General features: G+C 70.5%; 19 protein-coding genes. 7 read left to right on the top strand and 12 right to left on the bottom strand.

What is annotated here, in order from left to right:
• Window positions 1-124: 124 nt before the first annotated feature.
• Window positions 125-2,713: a M14 family zinc carboxypeptidase gene (locus ACTWNK_RS29800; RefSeq protein ID WP_474307871.1), complete on the top strand. Its 2,589-nt coding sequence runs from the start codon at window positions 125-127 to the stop codon at window positions 2,711-2,713.
• A gap of 188 nt (window positions 2,714-2,901) precedes the next feature.
• Here ACTWNK_RS29800 and ACTWNK_RS29795 read toward each other — a convergent pair whose 3' ends face one another.
• Genes ACTWNK_RS29795 through ACTWNK_RS29775 form a run of 5 tightly spaced genes read right to left on the bottom strand, consistent with a single transcriptional unit; the run spans window position 2,902 to window position 6,920 of the window.
• The gene (locus ACTWNK_RS29795; RefSeq protein ID WP_474307870.1) at window positions 2,902-4,722 is read right to left on the bottom strand and encodes a sensor histidine kinase; all 1,821 of its coding nucleotides are present in this window, start codon (window positions 4,720-4,722) and stop codon (window positions 2,902-2,904) included.
• A gap of 46 nt (window positions 4,723-4,768) precedes the next feature.
• Window positions 4,769-5,743, bottom strand: coding sequence for an aldo/keto reductase (locus ACTWNK_RS29790; protein WP_474307869.1), 975 nt, complete (start codon window positions 5,741-5,743; stop codon window positions 4,769-4,771).
• Window positions 5,721-5,984 (bottom strand): hypothetical protein, encoded by a 264-nt coding sequence (locus ACTWNK_RS29785; protein ID WP_474307868.1) that lies wholly within the window; start codon window positions 5,982-5,984, stop codon window positions 5,721-5,723. The genes ACTWNK_RS29790 and ACTWNK_RS29785 overlap by 23 nt, the downstream gene beginning before the upstream one ends.
• 13 nt (window positions 5,985-5,997) lie before the next feature.
• Window positions 5,998-6,471 carry a zinc-binding dehydrogenase gene (locus tag ACTWNK_RS29780; RefSeq protein WP_474307867.1) on the bottom strand — a complete coding sequence of 158 codons (474 nt, stop codon included), beginning with the start codon at window positions 6,469-6,471 and terminating at the stop codon, window positions 5,998-6,000.
• Window positions 6,429-6,920: a hypothetical protein gene (locus ACTWNK_RS29775; protein ID WP_474307865.1), complete on the bottom strand. Its 492-nt coding sequence runs from the start codon at window positions 6,918-6,920 to the stop codon at window positions 6,429-6,431. Before ACTWNK_RS29775 ends, ACTWNK_RS29780 begins: the two co-directional genes overlap by 43 nt.
• A 64-nt stretch (window positions 6,921-6,984) precedes the next feature.
• Between ACTWNK_RS29775 and pta the strand changes: the two genes are divergently transcribed.
• From pta to ACTWNK_RS29760, 3 genes are read left to right on the top strand one after another with little or no spacing between them, the layout of a single operon-like run.
• Window positions 6,985-9,015 (top strand): phosphate acetyltransferase, encoded by a 2,031-nt coding sequence (gene pta / locus ACTWNK_RS29770; protein ID WP_474307864.1) that lies wholly within the window; start codon window positions 6,985-6,987, stop codon window positions 9,013-9,015.
• Complete coding sequence (locus tag ACTWNK_RS29765; protein WP_474307863.1) at window positions 9,015-10,097, top strand: acetate/propionate family kinase; 1,083 nt, start codon at window positions 9,015-9,017, stop codon at window positions 10,095-10,097. Before pta ends, ACTWNK_RS29765 begins: the two co-directional genes overlap by 1 nt.
• 51 nt (window positions 10,098-10,148) lie before the next feature.
• A complete protein-coding gene (locus ACTWNK_RS29760) occupies window positions 10,149-11,243 on the top strand; it encodes a class I SAM-dependent methyltransferase (protein WP_474307862.1) in 1,095 nt (364 codons plus the stop codon).
• Here the strand turns inward: ACTWNK_RS29760 and ACTWNK_RS29755 are convergent.
• Window positions 11,240-12,265 (bottom strand): zinc-dependent alcohol dehydrogenase family protein, encoded by a 1,026-nt coding sequence (locus ACTWNK_RS29755; RefSeq protein WP_474307861.1) that lies wholly within the window; start codon window positions 12,263-12,265, stop codon window positions 11,240-11,242. The genes ACTWNK_RS29760 and ACTWNK_RS29755 overlap by 4 nt on opposite strands.
• Window positions 12,266-12,318: 53 nt before the next feature.
• Between ACTWNK_RS29755 and ACTWNK_RS29750 the strand changes: the two genes are divergently transcribed.
• Window positions 12,319-13,761 (top strand): glutamate-cysteine ligase family protein, encoded by a 1,443-nt coding sequence (locus ACTWNK_RS29750; RefSeq protein ID WP_474307860.1) that lies wholly within the window; start codon window positions 12,319-12,321, stop codon window positions 13,759-13,761.
• Between the two features lie 51 nt (window positions 13,762-13,812).
• Window positions 13,813-14,853: a hypothetical protein gene (locus tag ACTWNK_RS29745; protein ID WP_474307859.1), complete on the top strand. Its 1,041-nt coding sequence runs from the start codon at window positions 13,813-13,815 to the stop codon at window positions 14,851-14,853.
• Between the two features lie 27 nt (window positions 14,854-14,880).
• Here ACTWNK_RS29745 and ACTWNK_RS29740 read toward each other — a convergent pair whose 3' ends face one another.
• On the bottom strand, window positions 14,881-15,606 hold the full coding sequence (locus ACTWNK_RS29740) for a PaaX domain-containing protein, C- domain protein (RefSeq protein WP_474307858.1): 726 nt from the start codon (window positions 15,604-15,606) through the stop codon (window positions 14,881-14,883).
• Window positions 15,607-15,637: 31 nt separating this feature from the next.
• Here ACTWNK_RS29740 and ACTWNK_RS29735 point away from each other — a divergent pair, with 31 nt between their 5' ends.
• Window positions 15,638-17,377, top strand: coding sequence for an acyl-CoA dehydrogenase family protein (locus ACTWNK_RS29735; protein WP_474307857.1), 1,740 nt, complete (start codon window positions 15,638-15,640; stop codon window positions 17,375-17,377).
• A gap of 153 nt (window positions 17,378-17,530) precedes the next feature.
• On the opposite strand, the gene ACTWNK_RS29730 is transcribed toward ACTWNK_RS29735, so the two are convergent.
• From ACTWNK_RS29730 to ACTWNK_RS29710, 5 genes are all read right to left on the bottom strand, one after another.
• The gene (locus ACTWNK_RS29730; protein ID WP_474307856.1) at window positions 17,531-18,061 is read right to left on the bottom strand and encodes a hypothetical protein; all 531 of its coding nucleotides are present in this window, start codon (window positions 18,059-18,061) and stop codon (window positions 17,531-17,533) included.
• 281 nt (window positions 18,062-18,342) lie between these two features.
• Window positions 18,343-18,837: an endonuclease domain-containing protein gene (locus tag ACTWNK_RS29725; protein ID WP_474307855.1), complete on the bottom strand. Its 495-nt coding sequence runs from the start codon at window positions 18,835-18,837 to the stop codon at window positions 18,343-18,345.
• Window positions 18,838-18,945: 108 nt separating this feature from the next.
• On the bottom strand, window positions 18,946-19,626 hold the full coding sequence (locus ACTWNK_RS29720; protein ID WP_474307854.1) for a DUF2637 domain-containing protein: 681 nt from the start codon (window positions 19,624-19,626) through the stop codon (window positions 18,946-18,948).
• Window positions 19,627-19,715: 89 nt separating this feature from the next.
• Entirely contained in the window at window positions 19,716-20,978 is a 1,263-nt protein-coding gene (locus ACTWNK_RS29715) for a tyrosine-type recombinase/integrase (RefSeq protein ID WP_474307853.1), read from the bottom strand.
• A gap of 3 nt (window positions 20,979-20,981) precedes the next feature.
• Complete coding sequence (locus tag ACTWNK_RS29710; protein WP_474307852.1) at window positions 20,982-21,122, bottom strand: helix-turn-helix transcriptional regulator; 141 nt, start codon at window positions 21,120-21,122, stop codon at window positions 20,982-20,984.
• Window positions 21,123-21,206 lie beyond the last annotated feature (84 nt).

Genomic DNA, 21,206 nt, shown 5'->3' with positions numbered 1-21,206 from the left:
CGCGGCAGATCACGGATCGGCGTGGAAAGCGCGTCTCTCGGATCACACCTCTTGTGCCATTTCATGTGTGATCAGTACGAACGGGACTGTCTCTACTCTTACGGAGGTATCCGTGCGAGCACGAATGTCCCTCTCCTTACTGAGCCTCGCGGTCTCGGCGACGCTCCTCATCCCCCAGGGCGCGGCCGTCGCGGGCCCCCTCAGCCCGCCCTCGCCCGCCGTACGCGACTTCGGCAACGGGCCCGAGCGCAACGAGATCGCGGCCGAGGCCGACGACCCGCAGGTGGCGGCCACGCTCAGGGCGCTGCCCGGCCAGGAGGGCGCCGACCTGTCGCGCGGGCGCGACCGCGAGCGCGGCTACCCGCGCAGGACCGTGCTGCCGATCCCGGCGGAGAACCCGGCCGACGCCTCCATCAAGCTCGGCCTCGTCCCGCACCACGCGCTCGCGGGCAGGCTCAACGACCTGCAGCGACTCGGCGACCGGGTCAGCGTCGAGGTCATCGCCCGCTCGCATCAGGGCAGGGAGCTCTACCTCGTCACCGTGACCGCGCCGGAGAGCGCGAGCCAGGCGCGCAGGCAGGAACGCATGCGCGAGAAGATCGAGAACGACCCGGCCGACGCCGCCCGCGACCGCGAGATCCGCAAGGACTACAAGGCGCCGATCTTCATCAACAACAACATCCACGGCAACGAGTGGGAGGGCACCGACGCCGCCCTGCGCGTGATCGAGGAGCTGGCCACCGGCCGGACGCCCGAGATCGCCGACCTGCTGAACAGCACGCGCCTGTACTTCAACATCACCGCCAACCCCGACGGCCGCGTCAACGGCGTCAGGGCCAACGGCGCCGGGTTCGACATGAACCGCGACTTCATCACCGCCTCGCAGCCCGAGGTGAAGGCCATGCGCCAGGTGATGATCGACACCCAGCCCGTCGCCATGATCGACCTGCACGGCTATGTCAACGGCACGCTCATCGAGCCGACCACGCCTCCGCACGGCGCCAACTACGAGTACGACCTGTTCATCAAGAACTCCTACGCCAACGCGCTCGGCATGGAGTCGGCGATCAACGCACTCGGGTACACACCCGACAAGGACGGCGTGTTCCAGCCGGAGATCCCGTTCAGGGACACCCCCGAAGGCTGGGACGACTGGCCGCCGATCTTCACCCCGCAGTACGCGCCGTTCCAGGGCGCGGTGGCCTCGCACACGATCGAGTTCCCGATGGCGGTCAACGGCTCCAACTATGTCAACCTGCCGGTGGAGGAGCTGCGCCGCAGGGCGCAGATCAACGTCGACATCGCCGCGGCCGCCATGCGCGCCACGTACACCTTCGTCAGGACCGGCCGGAGCCGGTTGATCGCCGACCAGATCGAGGTCTTCAGGCGCGGCGCGGCTGGGGAGGCCTCCAAGCAGGTGCCGCTCGGCATCGTGCCCGGCTTCGGCCCCGAGGACGTCTACAACACCACCTACCCGCGTGCGTACGTGATCCCCTCGGGCGACGGCCAGCGCTCCGCGACCGCCGCGGCCCGGCTCGTCGACCACCTCGTCGCCAACGACGTGAAGGTCGAACGCGCGCTCCTGCCCTTCAGAGCGGGAGGCGTCGTGCACCCGGCCGGCTCCTATCTCGTCGACATGCACCAGCCCAAGCGCGGCCTGGCCAACGTCATGCTGGAGGCGGGCGCCGACATCACGCCCAAGGTCGATGCCATGTACGACATCTCCGGCTGGAGCCACGCCCTGCTCTGGGGCGCGAGCGTCGAACGGGTGCGGGAAGGCCGTCTGAACGTCGTCTCGGCGCCGGTCAAGGCCGCCGCGCCGACCGGTTCGGTGCCGTGGGGGCAGGGCCCGCTGGCATTGCCCGTCGCCGACGGCAAGGACGTCCAGGCCGTCAACGACCTGCTCGCCCAGGGCGTCGGCCTGACCCAGGCGCCCGACGGCGCCGTCGTCGTCCCCGCCTCCTCCCGCCAGGCCGCCCGTACGGTCTCCGACAGGTACGGCGTGCGGTTCGAACGCACGCGGAACGCCACCGGCACGCCGCTCGCGCCGGTCAGGATCGCCGCCGCCGCCTCGGCCGACGAGCTGTTCACACTGCGCGAACTCGGCTTCCAGGTGACGCCGGTGTCCACCGCCGTGCTCAACGCCGGGTTCGACTGGAGTGCGAGCGACGTGCTCTACGTCTCCTCCGGCCTGTCGTTCGCCGGGCTCAACCCGGCGGCCAGGACGGCGCTCGACGGGTACCTGGCCACGGGCGGCGTCGTCACCAGGGGTTCGACCGGGGCGAGTTTCAACGCCGCGGCCGGGCTGCTGACCACGACATCGGTCGCGGGGCGCTCCGACGCCAACGGCGTGGTGGGCGTCGTGGCGGGCGCCGGTCCGGTGGGGTCTGGCGCTCCGGGTCACGCGTTCGTGTACTCGCCGCGCTGGTTCACCGCGCTCGGTCCCGAGGTACGCGTCGAGCAGAGCTACGCCTCGGCCGGGCCGCTGGTGTCGGGCCATTGGCGGGCCAACGCCAACGGGTCGGGTGGCCAGGAGCAGGCCAGGGGCCAGGCGTCGGTGGTGAGCGGGCGGGACGAACGCGGCGCCGCCGTCGTGCTGTTCGGCACCGAACCGCTGTTCCGCAACCATCCCAAGGGCCAGTTCGCCCAGGTGGCCAAGGCTCTGTACTGGAGCGCCTCCACCTCGGGCCCCCCGGCGGCGACCCGGCCGTGACGCCGCGCCCGCCTGCCCGCACGCATGATCGACGTCAGCCGGGTAGGTGAGCAGCGGCGCCGAGGACAGCTTGCTGTCCCCAGCGGCACCCCCGCGTACGGCGGGGCGGCGCCCCCCGGCCGCCCCGCCGTGCCCATGCGGCACGGCGGGGTGTCCGGCGGGGCGCCCAGGCGCGGCTCATACGCCGCTCAGGACGTGGCGGGCTGGTCGGCGCGGGGGTGATCCGGGCGCGGCAGGTCGGTGCACGACTTGCCGGTGTGTGCGGGATCCGGGCATGGCAGGTCAGCGCATGGCTTGCCGGTGTGTGCCGGGGCGGGGTGCGGCAGGTCCGGGCAGGGTGGCAGGTCGGGGCAGGGGAGGGTGGCGGTGACGAGCCAGCCGCCGTCCTCGGTCGGGCCCGCGGTCAGGGTGCCCCCGAGGGCGTGGGCGCGTTCGGTCATGCCGGGGACGCCTCGGCCTGACGACGGCAGCCGGTCGCCCGGCCGGGCGGGGGCGTCGTTGCGTACGCGCACCCGCACGCACCCGGCCGCGACCGTGACGGCGACACCGACCCGGGTGCCTGGCCCCGCGTGCTTGAGCGTGTTGGTGAGCGCCTCCCGCACGATGCCCGCCGCCGACGTGCGCACCGCCGCCGAAGCGCGTTCGGCGGCCGGGTCGAGGTCGAGGTCGACCAGCAGCCCGGCCGCCGACATCCGGGCGGCGGCCTCGCCGATCGCGGCCGAAGGGTCGGCCTCGTGCACGGGGCCGGGCTCGTGCAGGGTGTCGAGCAGGCCGCGCAGGCTCTCCAGCACGTGCCGCCCGGTCGCGCGCAGGTCGCTGAGCGCCTCGGCGGCCGGGCCCTCGGGCACCGCGTAGCCGGCCGCGCCCGCCCTGATCACCATCGCGCCGACATGATGGGCGACCAGGTCGTGCACCTCGCGGGCGATGCGCTCGCGTTCGGCCAGCCGGTCGGCCCTGGCCTGGGCCAGCGCCTGCTGCTCGGCCGCGAGCGCCTGCTGGACGGCGGCCTCGGCCCTGGCCCGTTCGGCCTCCGTCGCGGCTCTGGCGGTGGCGCGTTCGGCCTCGGCCGCGGCCTTGGCATGCGCGCGCTCGGCCTCGGCAGCCGCCTGCCTGGCCCCGGCGTACCTGCCGATCGCCACCGGCGCGGCCACCAGCGCCATCAGCACCACCACGCGGAACGGCGTCACGGTCGTCTGCCCGTCGACCACCGCCGCGGCGGACAGGAAGCACGCCGCCAGGTACACCAGCGCCGTCCACCACCACGATCCCACCCGCATCGCGAACACGCCCACCGAGATCAGCGTCATCACCATGCACGTCTGCAGCGCCGAGGGCAGATAGCGCTCGACGGCCAGCAGCAGCACCGCCTGCAGTACGAACACCACCGCCGGGGAGCGCCTGGCCACCCCCAGCGACAGCCCGCTCAGCACCACGAACAGCCCCACCACCCAGACCGGCTGGCTGGCCTCGTCCCAGAGCGTCCAGGTGCTCAGCACGGCCAGGGCCACACCGCCCATCGCCAGCGCCAGATCCGCGGTGACGTCACGCTCGGCCCACCGCGCCGCCGGCCTGCGCAGGTACAGCCCCGCGACGGCGGGCAGCAGCGCCACACCCGCGCTGGAGGCCAGAGGGGCGACCCCGGGCACCACGCCCGGAGCGGCCAGGTTCAGGGTCGTCGCGCCGAGCGCCGCCCCCGCCACGACCGCCAGCTCACGCCACCCCCGCGTGAAGGCCACCACCCCCACGGCCACACACGTCAGCATCTGCACGGTGTTGGAGGTGAACCACCCCAACTGGTCGGTCAGGGCCAGCAACCCGGCCAGGTACAACGCGACCGGCGTCGGCCAACGCCGTACGAACCCCATCGACCCGCCCACCGCGAGCGCGACCGGCAGCACCCAGACGTCGGGAAGCGCCCCGCGCCCGCCCGCCTTGCCCGCCACGAGCAGATCGAGAACGACGCCGGAAACCGCCAACAGAGCATCGAGCCACATCCCTCGCCAGCGCATGCCAAAGAAGGTAGCGGCCGAACGGCTCCGCCCAGAATGCCGACGGCTACATCCGCACCGGCCTGGGCAGGTACGGCTCGGCGAGGAAGGCGATCTCGTCATCGGTCAGACGCAGGTCCACGGCGGCGACCGCGTCGTCGACGTGCTCGTTCCTGGTCGCCCCGACGATCGGCGCGTCCACGCCGGGCCGGCGCAGCAGCCAGGCGAGGGCCACCTGGGCCGGGGGCACGTCGTGCTCGCGGGCCACCTGGGCCACCCGCTCCAGGATGAGCGCGTCGTTGTCGGCGTCGTACAGGGCGTCGATGCGCCCGTCGCTGCCGCTGCGCGCCGTGGCCTCGCCCTCCTGCCGACCGGCCCTGGCCAGCTTGCCCCTGGCCAGCGGGCTCCACGGGATCAGCCCGACGCCCTGGTCGACGCAGAGCGGGTTCATCTCGCGCTCCTCCTCCCGGTACAGAAGATTGAGGTGGTTCTGCATCGAGACGAACGCCGTCCAGCCGTTGCGCTCGGCCACGTGCTGGGCCTTGGCGAACTGCCAGGCGTACATGCTGGAGGCGCCGATGTAGCGGGCCTTGCCGGACTTCACGACGTCGTGCAGGGCCTCCATCGTCTCCTCGATGGGCGTTTCGTCGTCCCAGCGGTGGATCTGATACAGGTCCACGTAATCGGTGCCCAGCCGGGCGAGGGAGGCGTCGATGGCGGCCAGGATGTGCTTGCGCGACAGGCCGCCGTCGTTGATCGCCTTGCCGACCGGGAAGTACACCTTGGTGGCCAGCACGTAGTCCTCACGGCTGGGAAAGATCTTGCGCAGCAGGTTGCCGGTGATCTCCTCGCTCACTCCGGCCGAGTACATGTCGGCCGTGTCGTAGAAGGTCACCCCACCCTCGGCGGCCCTGCGCACCATCGGCTCCGCCGCATCCTCCCGCAACGTCCACGCCATCTTGCCGGGATCGCCGTAGCTCATCATCCCAAGACAGACCCGCGAAACCTTCATCCCGGTCCTACCGAGCCGCACATATTCCATACTCCGAGCCTAGAGCCACCACCTCCTCACGGGGCAGGCGGTGCTTCGTCCGGAACATACCCAGCCCGTACGAGGCGAGCCGTTCCGCCAACCGGTCGTGCAGGGCCGTCAGGTGTTGGATGCGGTCGTTCAGGGTGCGGAGGCGTTCGGTGGCGACCTGCATGGCCTCGGTGCAGGTGTCGGGTCCCCGTACGGCGAAGCGGGCGGGGAGTTCGCGGTCCAGCAGGTCGGCGAACATCATGCCGGGACTCCGCTCACGACGGATCGAGTTGGATCACCACCGTACCCCGGTACGCGCCCCCGAGCAGGGCGAGCAGGGCCTGCGGAGCCGCCCGCAGACCGGGGGCCCGGGTGACGGGCAGGACGAGACGCCCTTCGGCCAGCAGGCGTGCGACCTCCTCGCGGCCTCGCCATACGACGTCGGGATGGTCGGCGGGGGTGAACCCGGTGAGCGTGAGGCGTTCGCCGATCACCGCGAACGGGTCCAGCTCGACCGGTTCCGGCCCGTCCGGCGAGGTCTGCGCGGCCAGCGCCCCGCAGAGCGCGAACCTGGCGCCGGGACGCGCGGCCCGGAGCTGGGCGCCTCCCACGGTGTCGAAGCACACGTCGATCCCGTCGGGCGCGGCCGTGCTCAGCCCGTCGGCGTCGTGGTGGTCGAAGGCGGCGTCGAAGCCGAGCTCGTCGGTCAGCCAGCGCACCTTGGCCGCCGATCCGGCGCTGCCGACCACGCGCCCGGCCCCATGAGCCTGGCCGGCTGCCCCGCGACCGACCCGATGGACCCGGCCGCACTGGTGACGTGCACGGTGTCGCCCTCCTGGAGCCGCGCCGCCGCCACCAGGCCGACATAGGCGACATCCGGCTGTGCCAGGTGCGCCACGGGATCGGCGTCCACCGGCAGCGCCCGTATCTGTGTCGGCGAGGGCGTAATCCCGCCACCCCAGCTCATGCGCCACCAGCGTGCCCGGTTCCCCGTCACCGGCCACCACCTCGCCGCCCCCGCCTGGTATCCCGCGCCCGTCATCAACGTCCGCATCGCCGCCCGCAACGCGAACGCCCGGTTGCGTACCAGCACCTGCCCCGGCCCCGGCTCGGGGAGCACGACGTCGGCGACGGCGAAGTCCGCGAGGCGCGGCCGCCCGCGCACGGGTCTGACGAGGCGTATCCCGACACTGTTCATGCCGCCGAAGCCAGAGGGTGACGTAAGGGTCAAGGTCAAGCGCGAGCCGGAGGACAATGGGGGCATGACGCGTGCGGTGTATGTCGCGGCCGGTGATGCCCGGAGCAACAAGGGCACGGTGGCGCTCGGGGTGCTGGAGCTGCTGTCCAGGCAGGTGCGGGGGGTGGGGGTGTTCAGGCCGGTCGTGCGGGGCGGCGTGGAGGACAACCTGATCAACACCGCCCGCTCCCGGTTCAAGATCGACCTGCCGTACTCCGACTGTGCCGGTGTCACCTACGAGGAGGTGCACGCCGATCCCGAGCGCGCGGTGGGCGAGATCGTCGCGCGCTACCGTGCGCTGGCCGAGAAGTGCGCGGCCGTCGTGGTGATCGGCACCGACTACACCGATGTTGGCGCGCCGACCGAGTTCGAGTTCAACGCCAATCTGGCCGCCCATCTCGGCACGCCCGTCCTCAATGTGGTCAGCGGGCTCGGCCGTACCCCCGAGGAGATCGCCGCCGCGGTGGAGGTGTCGGCCAAGGAGCTGGCCGAGGACCACGCGTGGGAGGTGGCGGTCGTGGTGACGAGGGCGTCGTCGCGTCCGGCGATCGAGCACGCGACGCCGGTGTTCGTGCTGCCCGAGGTGGCGGGGTTGCAGGCGCCCACCGTGCGCGACCTGCAGACCGCGTGCGGCGGACGCCTGGTGTACGGCGACGCGCGCCAGGTCGGGCGTGAGGTGGAGGCGCTGATGGTGGGCGCGATGTCGCTGCCCAACATCCTGGACAGACTGAGCGAGGGCGTAGCGGTGATCGTGCCGTCGGACCGGGCGGCGGCCGTGGTGCCCGGTCTGCTGGCCGCGCACACCGCGCCGGGCTTCCCGTCCCTGGCGGCGATCGTCATGACGGGCGGCATGGACCTGCCGGACTCGGTGGACAGACTGCTGGCCGGAATGGCGTCGACGGTGCCGATCATCGCGACCGACGGCGACACCTTCGACACCGCGATCACACTGTCCGGCGTCGAGGGCAGGTTCACCCCGGACGCCCAGGTGAAGATCGACACCGCCCTTGAGCTGTTCGCCGCGCACGTCGACGGCGACCTGCTGCTGCGACGGCTCGACATCTCAAGGAGCATCGCGGTCACCCCGCTGATGTTCGAGTACGACCTGCTGGAACGGGCCAGGGCGCACCGGCGTCACATCGTGCTGCCCGAGGGCGCCGAGCCGCGTATCCTGCGGGCGGCCGACATCCTGCTGCGGCGCGGTGTGGCCGAGCTGACCCTGCTCGGCGACGAGCGCGAGATCAGGGCCAAGGCGGCCGAGCTCGGCCTGGCGGCGGTCGACGAGGCGCAGGTGCTGAGCCCGTTCGACCCGGGGCTGCGCGAGCGTTTCGCCCAGGCGTACGCGGGACTGCGGGCCCATCGCGGGATGACGGTGGAGCTGGCCCGCGACACGGTGACCGACGTGTCGTACTTCGGCACGCTGATGGTCGAGCAGGGCCTGGCCGACGGGATGGTCTCGGGAGCGGCGCACACGACGGCGCACACGATCAGGCCCTCGTTCGAGGTGCTCCGTCTCGGGCTGGTCTCCAGTGTGTTCTTCATGTGCCTGGCCGATCGGGTGCTGGTCTACGGCGACTGCGCGGTGGTGCCCGATCCGGACGCGAACCAGCTGGCCGAGATCGCGATCTCGTCGGCGGCCACGGCGGCGCAGTTCGGCGTGCGGCCGAGGGTGGCGATGCTGTCGTACTCGACCGGCGCCTCGGGCTCGGGCAGCGGCGTCGACAAGGTGCGGGAGGCGACCGCCATCGTCCAGGCCAAGCGGCCCGACCTGCTGGTGGAGGGGCCGATCCAGTACGACGCGGCCGTCGACGCCGATGTGGCGCATGCCAAGATGCCGGGCAGTGCGGTGGCGGGCCGGGCGACCGTGTTCGTGGTGCCCGACCTCAATACCGGTAACAACCTCTACAAGGCGGTCCAGCGCAGTGCGGGCGCGGTGGCCGTCGGGCCGGTCCTGCAGGGGCTGCGCAAACCGGTCAACGACCTGTCGAGGGGTGCGACCGTGCACGACATCGTCAACACGGTGGCGATCACCGCGATCCAGGCCCAGGAGGGCTGATGCAGATCCTGGTCCTGAACTCGGGCTCCTCCTCCATCAAGTACCAGGTGTTCGACGGTGCGAAGGTGCTGGCCAAGGGGCTGGTCGAGGAGGTCGGCGACCACGACGAGGGCATCCGGCGCACCCTGGCGGAGCTGTCGCTCGGCGACATCGGCGCGGTGGGGCACCGCGTGGTGCACGGCGGCGACAGGTTCGCCGATCCGGTGCTCGTCGACGGCGAGGTCGAGCGGGCGATCGAGGAGCTGTCGCCGCTCGCGCCGTTGCACAACCCGGCGAACCTGGCCGGGATCAGGGCCGCGCGCCGGGCGCTGCCCGATGTGCCGCATGTCGCCGTGTTCGACACCGCCTTCCACCAGAGCCTGCCGCCCGCCGCCTACACCTACGCGGTGCCGGCCTGGCCGGGCGTGCGCAAGTACGGTTTCCACGGCACCTCATGCGCCTACGTCTCGCGCCGTGCCGCCGACCTGCTCGGCAGGCCGCTGGCCGAGGTGAACTCGATCGTGCTGCACCTGGGCAACGGGGCGAGCGCCACGGCGGTGCGCGGCGGGCGCAGTGTGGAGACCTCGATGGGCATGACGCCGCTGCAGGGCCTGGTCATGGGCACCAGGTCGGGCGACGTGGACCCGGCGCTCCCCGCGTACCTGGCCAGGACGCGGTCGATGACGATCGAGGAGATCGACGACGCGCTCAACAGGGACAGCGGCCTGCTGGGCCTGTGCGGGGCCAGCGACCTGCGCGAGGTGTGGCGGCTGCACGAGGCGGGCGACGAGCGGGCACGGCTGGCCGTCGAGGTGTACTGCCACCGCGTCAGGAGCTACGTCGGCGCGTACTTCGCGGTGCTCGGCCGTCTGGACGCCGTCGTCTTCACCGCGGGCGTCGGCGAGAACGACGCCAGGATCAGGGCGCTGGCCCTGCGCGGCCTCGAAGGCATGGGCGTGCGCCTGGACGCGGGCCGCAACGCCAGGGGCGAGACGGTGTTGTCGGCCGACGACAGCCCGATCTCGGTTTTGCGCGTTCCAACGGACGAGGAACGCGAGATCGCCGACCAAACCCGCGACATAGCCGAACAATTACCGGCATAACGCCATCTAAGGAGGGCAAACGCTCGGGGGGACAGAACCTGCGAGGTAGCCATGCTCTCCATCAAGAAAACAGCAGGACGCCTGCTGTACGGCTCGCGCTACGACGACGTCCCCTGGGGGCAGCGGGTCTACGTCCGGCCCGGCGAGCGCCGCATCCGCGAGGCCCAATGGCGCCTGTTGCTGCGCCGGGCCCCGGTGCTGCGCCTTCAGGAGTACCGGGAGAAGGTCAGGGCCGAGCCGATCGAGGAGTTCCTCAGCTGCACGATGTGCGGCGAGACCCGCCAGCAGCCGCTGTTTCGCCCCTCGGGCGGCAAAGGCCGCAGGACCTGGACCTACCGGGTGGTGCGCTGCCCGGCCTGCGGCTTCCTCTACCGCAACCCCAACATCAGGCCCGAGCGGCTCGGCGAACTCTACGCCGGCGGCTACAGCGCCTTCCTGACCGGCGACTACGCCCTCAGCAGGCAGCGCCGCTACCGCCTGACGATGGAGGCGTTCGGCGAGGTGTTCACCGACGGGTCCGGCAGGCGGCTGCTCGACTTCGGCTCGGGCGTCGGGCTCTTCCTCGAACTGGCCGAGGACAGAGGGTTCGACGCCTACGGTGTCGACCTGTCGCCCGACTCGGTGGCCTCGGCCAATGCCAGGCTGAAGCGGGCGCGCACGTACTTCGGCGCGCCCGAGGACGTGCCCGAGATCGCGGCCGGAGGGTTCGACGTCATCACGCTGTGGTCGGTACTGGCCCATCTGCCCAGGCCGCTGGCCGACTTCGAGCGGTTCCGCTCGCTGCTCGCGCCCGGCGGCGTGCTGCTCATCCTCACCGTCAACGCCGAGTCCCTGCTGCTCAAGGCGTACGGCGAGCGCTGGAGCGGGTTCACCCGCAACCACCTGATGTTCTACTCGGCCAGTACGCTGCCGGCGCTGCTCGGGCGCACCGGGTTCGCCGCCCTGGCCTGCGCGCCGCACTACGGCGACACGATCGAGGCGGGCACGGCGAAGATGGCCGAACCGCTGCGCGCCCGGTTGCGCGAGAGCGTCGACGCCACCGACGGCGGCAACATGATGCGCGCCCTCGCCTTCGCCGACGACCTGGCCGTCGAGCGCTGGGGCACGGGCCTGAACGTACGCCGCCTGGACGGGCGGGACGACTAGGGGACGATCATGGTGACGCCCGGCACCGAGCCCATCGCGGCCAGGGCCGGGCCCGCCTCCCGCAGGCCGATCGTCCGGGTGACGAGCTGGTCCGGATGCAGCGTGCCCGCCCTGATCAGCTCCAGCATGGGCCCATAGGCGTGCGCCGCCATGCCGTGGCTGCCCATGAGGGTGAGCTCGTGGCCGATCACCAGGTTCATCGGCACGCCGGTCGGGCCGCCGGGCAGCAGGCCCACCTGGACGTGCCTGCCCCGGCGGCGCAGCCCCTCGATCGAGGCGGCGCAGGTGGCCGGGTGGCCGAGCGCGTCGAGCGAGACGTGTGCGCCGCCCCTGGTCAGCTCGCGTACCTGGGCGGCCGAGTCGCCGTCGGAGGCGTTGACGAAGTGGGTCGCGCCCGCCTGCTCGGCCAGCGCCAGCGCGTCGGAGCAGATGTCGACGGCCACCACCCTGGCCCCCGCCGCCGCCGCGATCATCACGGCCGACAGCCCCACGCCGCCGCACCCGTGCACCGCCACCCACTCGCCCGGCCGTACCGCGCCCTGGTGCACGACGGCACGGAAGGCGGTGGCGAAGCGGCAGCCCAGCGCCGCGGCCGTCGTGTAGGACAGCTCCTCGGGCAGCGCGACCAGATTGACGTCGGCATGGTCGATCGCGGTGAACTCGGCGAACGACCCCCAATGGTGGAAACCGGGCTGCGTCTGACGCTCGCAGACCTGCTGGTCGCCCGTCGCGCAGGCCGCGCACGAACCACAGGCGCAGATGAACGGCACCGCCACCCGGTCACCGGCACGCCAGCGGCGCACATCGGGCCCCACGGCCTCCACGACACCGGAGAACTCGTGGCCGGGCACGTGCGGGAAGACCCTGATGTCGGGGTCGTGGCCGCGCCAGCCGTGCCAGTCGCTGCGGCACAGCCCCGTCGCCTCGACCTTGATGACCGCACCCGCCGCAGGCGGCTTCGGATCGCGTACCTCACGCCATTCGAGGGCCCCGCCGAACTCGTCATACACCACCGCGCGCATCTGCCGAGCGTAATGCAGGTGTGGATGGCCCTCAACGGGACAGAAGCCGGGTTATGGGAGAGGAACTGGACAAGGAACGCTTCACCGAGCAGGAGTACGCCCGATTCGCCGAACGCCTGGACGAATCGCTGGTGGCCCTGCGCGAACTGCTGGCCAGGCCGGGCTTCGGCCAGGGGCCCACGACGCTGGGCGCAGAACTTGAGCTGTTCCTCGTCGACGCCGACGGCCTGCCGATGCCCCGCAACGCCGAGGTGCGCGAGGCGGTCGACGACCCCCGGGTGGTGCTGGAGCTCGGCCGGTTCAACCTGGAGGTGAACCTCACCCCGCTCCCGCTGGCGGGCCGTCCCTTCGCCGCGATGGGCGAGGAGATGGCCATGATGCTGGACCGGGTGGACGAGGCCGCCGAGGGGCTGGGCGGCGGCGCCGTACCGATCGGGATCCTGCCGACGCTGGTCGCGGGCGACTTCACCCGGGAGGCGATCACCGACGAACGCCGCTACCGCGCGCTCAGCCGTGGCATCAGGCGCCTTCGCCTCGAACCGTTCGTGGTGCGCATCGAAGGCGCCGAGGACGAGCTGGAGCTGGAGGTGGCCGACGTCATCCTGGAGAGCGCCAACACCTCCTGGCAGCTGCATCTGCGCACGCCGCCAGACAGGTTCGCCGCGCTGTACAACGCCGCGCAGCTGGCCATCGGCCCCGTGCTCGCCGTCTCGGGCAACTCGCCCGCCTTCCTCGGGCGCAGGCTCTGGGAGGAGACGCGCATCGCCCTGTTCGAGGAGGCGGCCGACGACCGCGACATCGAACGGCTGCACCGTACCGAAAGCCGCGTCACCTTCGGCTCGGGCTGGGTGCGTGAGGGGGCCTTCGAGCTGTTCGAACGCTACGTGCGCGAGTACGGCCCGATCATGCCGGTCGTCGCGGGCGAGGAGCACCCTCTGGAGCAGGTACGGCGGGGCGAGGTGCCGGAACTGGCCGAGCTGCGCCTGCACCAGGGCACGGTCTGGCACTGGAACAGGCCCGTGTACGACCCGGCGGACGGCGGGCACCTGCGGATCGAGATGCGCGCCCTTCCCGCCGGTCCGACCTGCGCCGACATGGCGGCCAACAGCGCCTTCCTGCTCGGCCTCACCCTCGCGGCCGAGTCGTGCGACCTGTCCGGCTACGCCTTCGAGCACGCCTACCGCAACTTCTACCGGGCCGCGATGCACGGCATGGAGGCGCGGATGACCTGGCCCGGCCGCGAGGGCGAGATGAGCGCCGCCGACCTGGTGCTCAGCCTGCTGCCCGAGGCGCGTGCCGCGCTGCTGGCCGCGGGCGTGGAGCCCGGCGACGTCGACTCGGCGCTGGAGGTGATCGCCCAGCGGACCAGGCTCGGCCGTACCGGGGCCGTGTGGCAGCGGGAGGCGCTGGAGAGGTTCGGCGGCGACCGGGAGAAGCTGGTACGCGCCTACCGCGAGCACGCGCTGACCGGAGAACCCGTGCATCAGTGGCGATGACCCATCCCTTCCGTCAAGCTGTCCCCATAAGTCGGCAAAGGAGGGCGGATCATGGCACGGGGGATGGTCGCGGCGGACGGGACGGCGTTCACGTTGAAGCGCGCCACCGGAACGCTCGCGGAGGGCGCGTCGACGATGGGCAAGGAGCTGGGGGCGGCTCCTGTCCACGCGGTGCTCGCACAGGCCAACAGGAAGGCCCTCAGCAGACCGGCCACCACGGCCTTCGGCTCGATGAGGCAACGCCCCGCCGAGTGGTACGGCTTCGACGCCAAGGACAACGACACCGCCGACTGGTACCCGCAGGGCCTGACCTGCGAGGCCGACTCCGGCGCCGTCGGCGTGCCGGTGTTCGCGATCAGCTGGTACTACAAGCCGGAGGCGGGCGAGCGCGGCGCGAGGATCAGCTTCCTCAGCCCCAAGTCGCTGCGCTACCAGCACGCCCTGCTGGTCACCGCCAAGCCCGACGGCTCCTACGGCCCCATCGACATCCACGCGGGCGGCATCGCCTGGTACGGGGACCTGCTCTATGTCGCCGACACGCTCAGGGGCCTGCGCGTGTTCGACATGAACCAGATCTACGACCTGCGCACCGGCCAGAACGACCTCGGCGATCCGACGATCATCGGCAGGCAGGGCGGTAAGTTCCACTGCTTCGGCTACCGCTATGCCATCCCGCAGGTCGACGCGTGGAAGGTGACGACGCCAGGCGCCAGGTTCTCCTTCGTCGCCGTCGACCGCACGCTGCAGGGGCACGCGCTGGTGGCGGGGGAGTACCTGGAGAACGCGCCCGGCGGCCGTGTCGCCCGCTGGAACCTGACGCCCGGCGGCGAGCCCGCCTCCGGCACGCCGAGGGACGCCTTCACCCTGCCCGACGCCAAGATCCAGGGAGCGCTCTCGCAGAACGGCCACTGGTACCTCAGTCAGGCGGCGGGCGCCGGGGCCAACGGCAAGCTCGTCGTGTGCTCGCCCGACGGCAGCAGGACCGTCCGGCCGTACCCGGTGGGGCCCGAGGACCTGACGGTCAAGGCGGGCAGGCTGTGGAGCGTCACCGAGTTCAGGAACAGAAGGGTGATCTACGGGATGCCCCTGTGATGCTCGCTGGGCAAGCTGTGATGCTAGCTAAGCAAGCTGTGATGCTCTGAGCATCTCGCGTAGGTCTGTCTCGAAGGCGGTGTAGCGCTCGCGCAGGTCGTCGGCCGGCCAGTCGCCGGGCAGGAGGGCTGCGGGCAGCAGCGGATCGGCGAGCAGGTGCCGTAGCACGGCCGCCGCCGCCGTGAACCTCGCGGCCGGGCCGCCCGCCCGCCGCAACGCCTCGCCGAGCCCGCGTGCGCGCTCCGCCCAGCCCGGCAGGTCCCACAGCAGCGCCGCGGGGTCGTCGTGCGGACGCCCTTCGACGAGGGTGCACTGCTCGCTCACGATCTCGGGCCACTCGCGCACCAGATTGGCCGGACGCATCCACACGCCCTCGCGCAGCTCGCCGAGCCGTAGCGCGGTCATCGCCGAGCGCAGCGCGGCCCGGTCGGCGGGCGCCCTGCGCTCGGCCGTGACGATCGCCAGCTCCCAGGAGCCGTCCCAGTGCGCCCTGGTGTGCGGCGACAGGCTCTCGTCCTGGCGCGCCTGGCGGTGCAGCAGCCGCTCGGTCAGCGCGTAGTGCCCCTCGTCCTGGCGCAGGTCGCCCGTCGCGACCATGCGGGACAGGGCGACCCGCACGGTGCCTTCGGCGATGCCGAACAGCTCGCCGACCCGGACCAGCGCACGGGCCCGCAGCCTGGGCGGATGGCAGCCGAGCAGGGTGCTCAGCACGACCGATCTGGCCGTCAGCGGCCTCGTATTACGCTCTTCCATCGCGTGTCGATTATATGTAACACTCCGGAGTATGTCGCGCTATCTCCTCGAACCCGCCGACCGCCTGCCCTTCGCGACGCCCGGCAAGGCCAGGCGCTACGACACCGACCGCTACCAGGGCGCCGCCGGGCTCAACTGGTGGCACTGCGACCCCACACTGCAGCGGCTCATGCACCGCCACCTCGGCGAGGCCGGACTGGCCTGGGCCACGCCGCACCTCGAACGGCTCGGCGCCCTGATGAGCGGCGAGGTCGAGACGGCGGCACGCGAGACCGACCGCAACCCGCCCCAGCTGGAGAAGTACGACCGATGGGGCCGCGACGTCAGCCGCGTCGTCATGCCGTACTCCTTCGAGCGGGCGAGAAGCGCGATCCTCGCCGACAGCGTCACCTCGCCCGGCTACGCCGCCGCGGCCCGAGCCGCCGGAGCGGACCCGGTGGCGATCGGCGCGGCCTGGAGCTACCTGCTCGACCAGGCCGACATCGGCATGGCCTGCGCGCTCGGCACCGGCGGCGACATGGTCGTCGAACTGACCGAGCGCCACGCGCCCGACGACGTCAAGGCCAGGGTGCGCGAGCTGTTCGCCGCCGGGTACCACTCGGGCGAGGCCGCCCAGCTCCTCACCGAACGCACCGGCGGCTCCGACCTCGGCGCCATGGAGTCCACGGCCGTACGCAAGGGAGAGGCGTGGTCGCTCTCCGGGCTGAAGTGGTTCGCCTCCAACGCGGGCGGTTCGGCGTTCGTCGTGCTGGCCAAGCCCGAAGGCGCGGCCGACGGCGTGCGCGGGGTCGCGCCGTTCCTGGTGCTGTGGGAGCGCCGCGACGGCTCACGCAACGGTGTGCGCATCCGGCGGCTGAAGGACAAGCTCGGCACACGCTCGGTCGCGTCGGCCGAGGTCGAGTTCGACGACGCCGAGGCGTTCCTGCTGGTCGGGGCCGACGGCTCCGGCGGCCTGGCCGCGATGATGGCGCTCACCAACGGCGCCAGGCTCGGCATCGCCATGATGGGCGCCGGCATCGCCCGCAGAGCCCTGGTGGAGTCGCTCACCTACGCCCGTACCCGCGAGGCCTTCGGCAAGCCCCTGGCCGACCAGCCCCTGATGCGCCGCAAGCTCGCCGAACTCGTCGTCGAGTCCGAAGCCGCCCAGGCCCTCGCCTTCGACGGCCACTGCGGCCCCCCGCTCCGCCTGGCCCCCGCGCTCGTCAAACTCCGCTGCGCCCGCGTCGGCCTCACCGCGGCCGTCGACGCGATCGAGATCCACGGCGGCAACGGCTACATCGAACAGTGGCCCGTGGCCCGCCTCCTGCGCGACGCCCAGGTCAACCCGATCTGGGAGGGCGGCGACAACATCCTCTGCCTCGACGTACGGCGCGCGATGCTCCGCGAGAACGCCCACGAGCCATTCCTCGATCGATTGGCCGCTGCTGTCGACCAGGCTCCGTCGAGCGATTCGGCCACGGCCGACCTCGTCCGCGGCCGAATCGACGACCTCCGCAAGGCGATCACCGCCTGGTCTTCATTGGACGCCTCGGTGGCGGAGGCACGGCTGTTTCCGCTGGCCCAGCTCATGGCTGACGTCTACTCGGCGGCTCTGCTGCTGGAGCAGGCGGGCTGGGAAGAGCGGGCCGGGTACGGCTCACGCAAGGCACTCGTGGCCCGACTCTACGTCGAAGCGCACCTCGTGGATCATGGTCCACTGCGTGGCATCGACCGCCCCTCGGAGGATCTGGAGCGCTTCGACGAGCTGGTCTCTGGAGCGTTCGCGGCCTGAGATTGGATCATCAAATCCGGCCCTGTTCCGCCGCTGTTCCGCCAGAGAGATGGAGCGGTGTGGATGTGGGGCGTAGACCAGAAGGAGTTCGACTACTCAGGGTCACGATCTATGGAGAGTGGCCCAGGTGGCACTACGCCTCTCGACCAGGAGCTACGCCGCATCTGGCAGGTCGGGCGGTCGCGGTTCAGGGAGGGATTGCAGAAGAACATCAATACGCATGGCATCCTGGCGAAACGCCCTCGCAAGTTCCTCGTTTAACTCCTGGCGCTCGTTAGTGCTGCGGGTCCATTCGTTGAGCTGGATGTGATCGGCGACGCGATGCAGCACGTAGCGAGCCTGATACAGGACCGAGGCAGGGACCTTTACGTCCGGCCATCGCGTGCCTGCACGCTCGGCGAGAGCAGTCCCGAACCCCGACGTCGCAGTCAGGCAGCGATAACTTAGCTCGGGATCCTTGGCTGCCATAGCGAACTGCCCGGCCTCTCCCAAGGCCGCGACCAACGAGCCGATCAGGTCGGCTGAAACGTGAATGGTGACTTCCGATTCCGTGTCGGGCAGAAGGTGTCGGTAGTTGGACGCCGCCCAGGAAGAACGGGGAAAACGTGGCCCAAGTGCCGACACCTGATCCGGTCCCCCGAACCAGCGGCTGGCGACGAAGTCCAACTTCGGGTTGAGCATCATGTCCCTAGCGAAATGCGTCTCAGGACTGTCGGCGGGTTTCAAGTTTGTTCGGATGTGATGCTGGATGCCGTTTACCTGAAGTGCCGCGGCGCTGACGATTGTGCCGATGAAGTCCCAGAGAAGAGTGTCCGGGTCAAGACGGAAGATGGGTGGGCAGTCGCACTCGTAACCAGCGGGGGCACCACACGCCTGACAGCGGGCGGGACGATGACCCTCCCACGGCCGGAAGTCTCCAGGCGGATCGAGACGCTCACCTCGGACAGGGTCGTAGTATCTGATCCTCACTCCGAGAATCTCGGCGGGGGCCGCTCGCGGTACTTGTCGAAGGGCCCGCCTCGGCGCGGCTCGATCGCGTTGCACTGAGGGCAGAGGAACCCTCGAACCAGTGCTGTTTCGTGATCATGATCGCACACCAGGGCTCGCGGGCTGGAATCGCAAATCGCACACCTTCCGTTATGCCAACTCTGCGGGCTTCGCTCGGCTGCCGACTCTGGGTCTTCCGCCGTCCTGCCCTCTTGGGCCACACGCGCGATCTCATCGGGAACCGGCCATGACGAGAACGCCGGTTCGCGTTCTGCCCACTCTGCGTCCGCTACCTGTTCGTCCTCTGCCTTACAGCGCTCGTAGACGGCACGATCAGCGTCGCTGAGGTGGCGCCTGCATCGGCCGGGATTCTCCTGCTTGGGCCAATGGGTATGCCACTCCGCCACGGATTGTGCCTGACAGGGACGCCTGCGGTCGGTTAACCAGCCGCATTCGGAGCGATCGACGACCATGCTGATGCACGCTACATCGCAGGGCCGACAAGTCTCGAAGGCGCTACGGGCGGCTGCATAATCGAATCGTGGTACGGGCAGTCGGACTTCCCGAATGGCAAGTCGCACTCATCCAGCGGAGGCTCCGTGACTCTCACGAAGTTGCGCTGCCACGGTTCTGGCTCTGGCGGTGCTGATGCAGAGTTCACGACGCAGTGTGTCGGCTGAGATCGGCCTGCCGTACGTCTCTCGATGGGTTTGGTCCGCGAGACGAGCGAGCGCTACCAGGTGCTCCTCATCAACGGGTTGAGAGGCGAGTCGTTCACGCTGCTGGATGTCCGCCTTGGACTCGACACTCTGGAGCCGGGGTGCGCCCGATCGGAGCGCGTGGATCTCGCGGAGGAGATTGGGTCCGACTTCGCTCCAGCCGATAAGAAGGAGCGGTCCGACTGAGTCGAACAACGCTTTGCCGTATTCGCCGTTGAGCGCAGGCTCGGCCACGTTGAGGGCCAGCGTTGTCAGGCCGGAGAAGACGAGCAGGACCCGGGCGGGTCGAAGTCGGACTGGACTGGCGCCGTTGATGGTGCAGTACCGGATGCCCACGAGGAGTCCGACTACTGACAGGTCGACGGCGGGCCCGATCAGCGGGGCCAGCCACGGTTCGACTCCCAGCCGCAGCCCGAGGTTCCAGATGTTGCCGAAACTGAATGCGAAGGTGAGCGCGGCGATGAGGACGAGCGTGACGGTGACTGTTCTCCGGGTGAACGCGTCACCCGGAGCGGCCGGTGCGGCAGCGGTTCGGTCGGACATGGCCTGCGTAACCTTCGGCTTGGAGGAACGAGAGCGGCCCCGCGAGCGTGTGGACGCACGTCGCGGGGCCGGTGAAACGGGATGGGTGCTCACTGCGCGGACTCTCTGACCGGCCGCATGACCGCACGCGGACGGAACAGCCGATCGTCCATCACTCTGCGTGCGCGTTCGTGGGAGCACGCCTGCATGTGGGCGTAGACCCGGAGGGTGAAGGCGGGGTCGTGATGGCCGAGGTATTCGGCCAGTTCCCGGACGGAAACGCCACCTGCGAGCATGACGCTCGCGTAGTAGTGCCGCAGTTGGTGCATGCCCTCCCTTCGGGTGGTCGCGTAGCGCTTGCGACGCCTCTTGTCCTTCTTGGGCACGGGGATGAGCCCGGCCTTGACCAGGGCTGGCTTCCAGAAGCTCTCGCTGAAGTTGCGCTGCTTGATGAACCCGCCGTCGTTCGTGCTGAAGAGCAGGTTGTGGGTACGAGGCTTGCCCTCTGGCTTCTCCCAGGGGAGGGAGTAGACCAGGGGCGGATACCTCTCGATGTGCATGCGGATCGCCTGGGCCGCCCAGTCGGGCAGTGGAACGATTCGTTCTCGGTCGTTCTTCGGGAGGGCGTAGACGTACTTCGCGTTGAGGTTCTTGATCTGGCGGCGGACCTTGACGGTCATCTCGTCGAAGTCGATGTCCTCAAGGGCCAGCCCGAACAGTTCTCCCCGGCGCAATCCGCAGGCGGCACCCACGATGGGGATCAGCCGGAACCGATCGGAATGTGCGTCGATCACGGCGTGGACCTGTTCGTCGGTCCATGCTGTGATCTCCTCTTTGTCGAGCTTGGGGACCTGAATGATGGGGGACTTGGTTGGGTTCCTCCTGATCGCCTCGTCGGCGACGGCGAGCTCCAGGATTCCCTGGAGAACCAGGAAGGCGGTGCGGATCGTGGAGGGACCGACACGGGTGCTCAGGTCCTTGATCCAGGTCTGGACATGAGAGGGCAGGATGCTCTTGAGCTGCTTGCCTCCGAACGTCGGGATCACGTGCAGGCGGTAGGCGCTCTCATAGCGCAGCATCGTGGCAGGGTCGATCATCCGCGATGCCATCCAGCGCGCCGCGACGTCGCGGAAGAGTTCCTTCCCCGCCTGGGGATCGACGTAGTCTCCCCGTGCCACGTCCGCCGACGCGGCGGACGCCTTCTTCTCGGCATCGGTCTTCCGGGCGAAGGCCTCGGAACGTTCCCGGCCGTCCGGGTCGTCCCAGACGGCCAGCCAGCGCTTGCCCTTGCCGTACCGCGGCGTCCTGACCCGCTCAGCTGAGCCGTCGGGTCGCTTCACCTGCTTGGTCCACAGGTCCTTGACGTAGGCCACCAGTTACTCCTGCTCCTGAACCCAGGCGTGGACGTCCTCAGGGCGGTATCGCAGGTGGCGGCCGACCTTCCGGCCCTGCGGCCCGGTGCGGCGGTGCCGCCAGACATAGAGCGTGGCCACCGGCACGCCGAGGAACTCAGACACCTCTTGCACACCCCACAGACGTTCGTACTTCGGCTCGTTCGGCCCGGGAATCCGCAGGCCAGCTGGATGGTAGGGAGCCCAGGG

This window comes from Nonomuraea sp. IBHARD001 (assembly GCF_056106265.1).
Note: the sequence above shows the minus strand (reverse complement) of the source record. Positions and strands in the feature narration are given on the sequence as shown.

Bases quoted from the DNA above. Each gene is read 5' to 3' on its own strand.
- pta (WP_474307864.1), top strand. From the start codon at position 6,985: ATGACGCGTGCGGTGTATGTCGCGGCCGGTGATGCCCGGAGCAACAAG.
- ACTWNK_RS29740 (WP_474307858.1), bottom strand. From the start codon at position 15,606: ATGGAAGAGCGTAATACGAGGCCGCTGACGGCCAGATCGGTCGTGCTG.
- ACTWNK_RS29785 (WP_474307868.1), bottom strand. From the start codon at position 5,984: ATGATGTTCGCCGACCTGCTGGACCGCGAACTCCCCGCCCGCTTCGCC.
- ACTWNK_RS29720 (WP_474307854.1), bottom strand. From the start codon at position 19,626: ATGTCCGACCGAACCGCTGCCGCACCGGCCGCTCCGGGTGACGCGTTC.
- ACTWNK_RS29760 (WP_474307862.1), top strand. From the start codon at position 10,149: ATGCTCTCCATCAAGAAAACAGCAGGACGCCTGCTGTACGGCTCGCGC.
- ACTWNK_RS29775 (WP_474307865.1), bottom strand. From the start codon at position 6,920: ATGAACAGTGTCGGGATACGCCTCGTCAGACCCGTGCGCGGGCGGCCG.
- ACTWNK_RS29765 (WP_474307863.1), top strand. From the start codon at position 9,015: ATGCAGATCCTGGTCCTGAACTCGGGCTCCTCCTCCATCAAGTACCAG.
- ACTWNK_RS29735 (WP_474307857.1), top strand. From the start codon at position 15,638: ATGTCGCGCTATCTCCTCGAACCCGCCGACCGCCTGCCCTTCGCGACG.
- ACTWNK_RS29800 (WP_474307871.1), top strand. From the start codon at position 125: ATGTCCCTCTCCTTACTGAGCCTCGCGGTCTCGGCGACGCTCCTCATC.
- ACTWNK_RS29755 (WP_474307861.1), bottom strand. From the start codon at position 12,265: ATGCGCGCGGTGGTGTATGACGAGTTCGGCGGGGCCCTCGAATGGCGT.
- ACTWNK_RS29795 (WP_474307870.1), bottom strand. From the start codon at position 4,722: ATGCGCTGGCGAGGGATGTGGCTCGATGCTCTGTTGGCGGTTTCCGGC.
- ACTWNK_RS29790 (WP_474307869.1), bottom strand. From the start codon at position 5,743: ATGGAATATGTGCGGCTCGGTAGGACCGGGATGAAGGTTTCGCGGGTC.
- ACTWNK_RS29725 (WP_474307855.1), bottom strand. From the start codon at position 18,837: ATGGTCGTCGATCGCTCCGAATGCGGCTGGTTAACCGACCGCAGGCGT.
- ACTWNK_RS29745 (WP_474307859.1), top strand. From the start codon at position 13,813: ATGGCACGGGGGATGGTCGCGGCGGACGGGACGGCGTTCACGTTGAAG.
- ACTWNK_RS29730 (WP_474307856.1), bottom strand. From the start codon at position 18,061: ATGATGCTCAACCCGAAGTTGGACTTCGTCGCCAGCCGCTGGTTCGGG.
- ACTWNK_RS29750 (WP_474307860.1), top strand. From the start codon at position 12,319: ATGGGAGAGGAACTGGACAAGGAACGCTTCACCGAGCAGGAGTACGCC.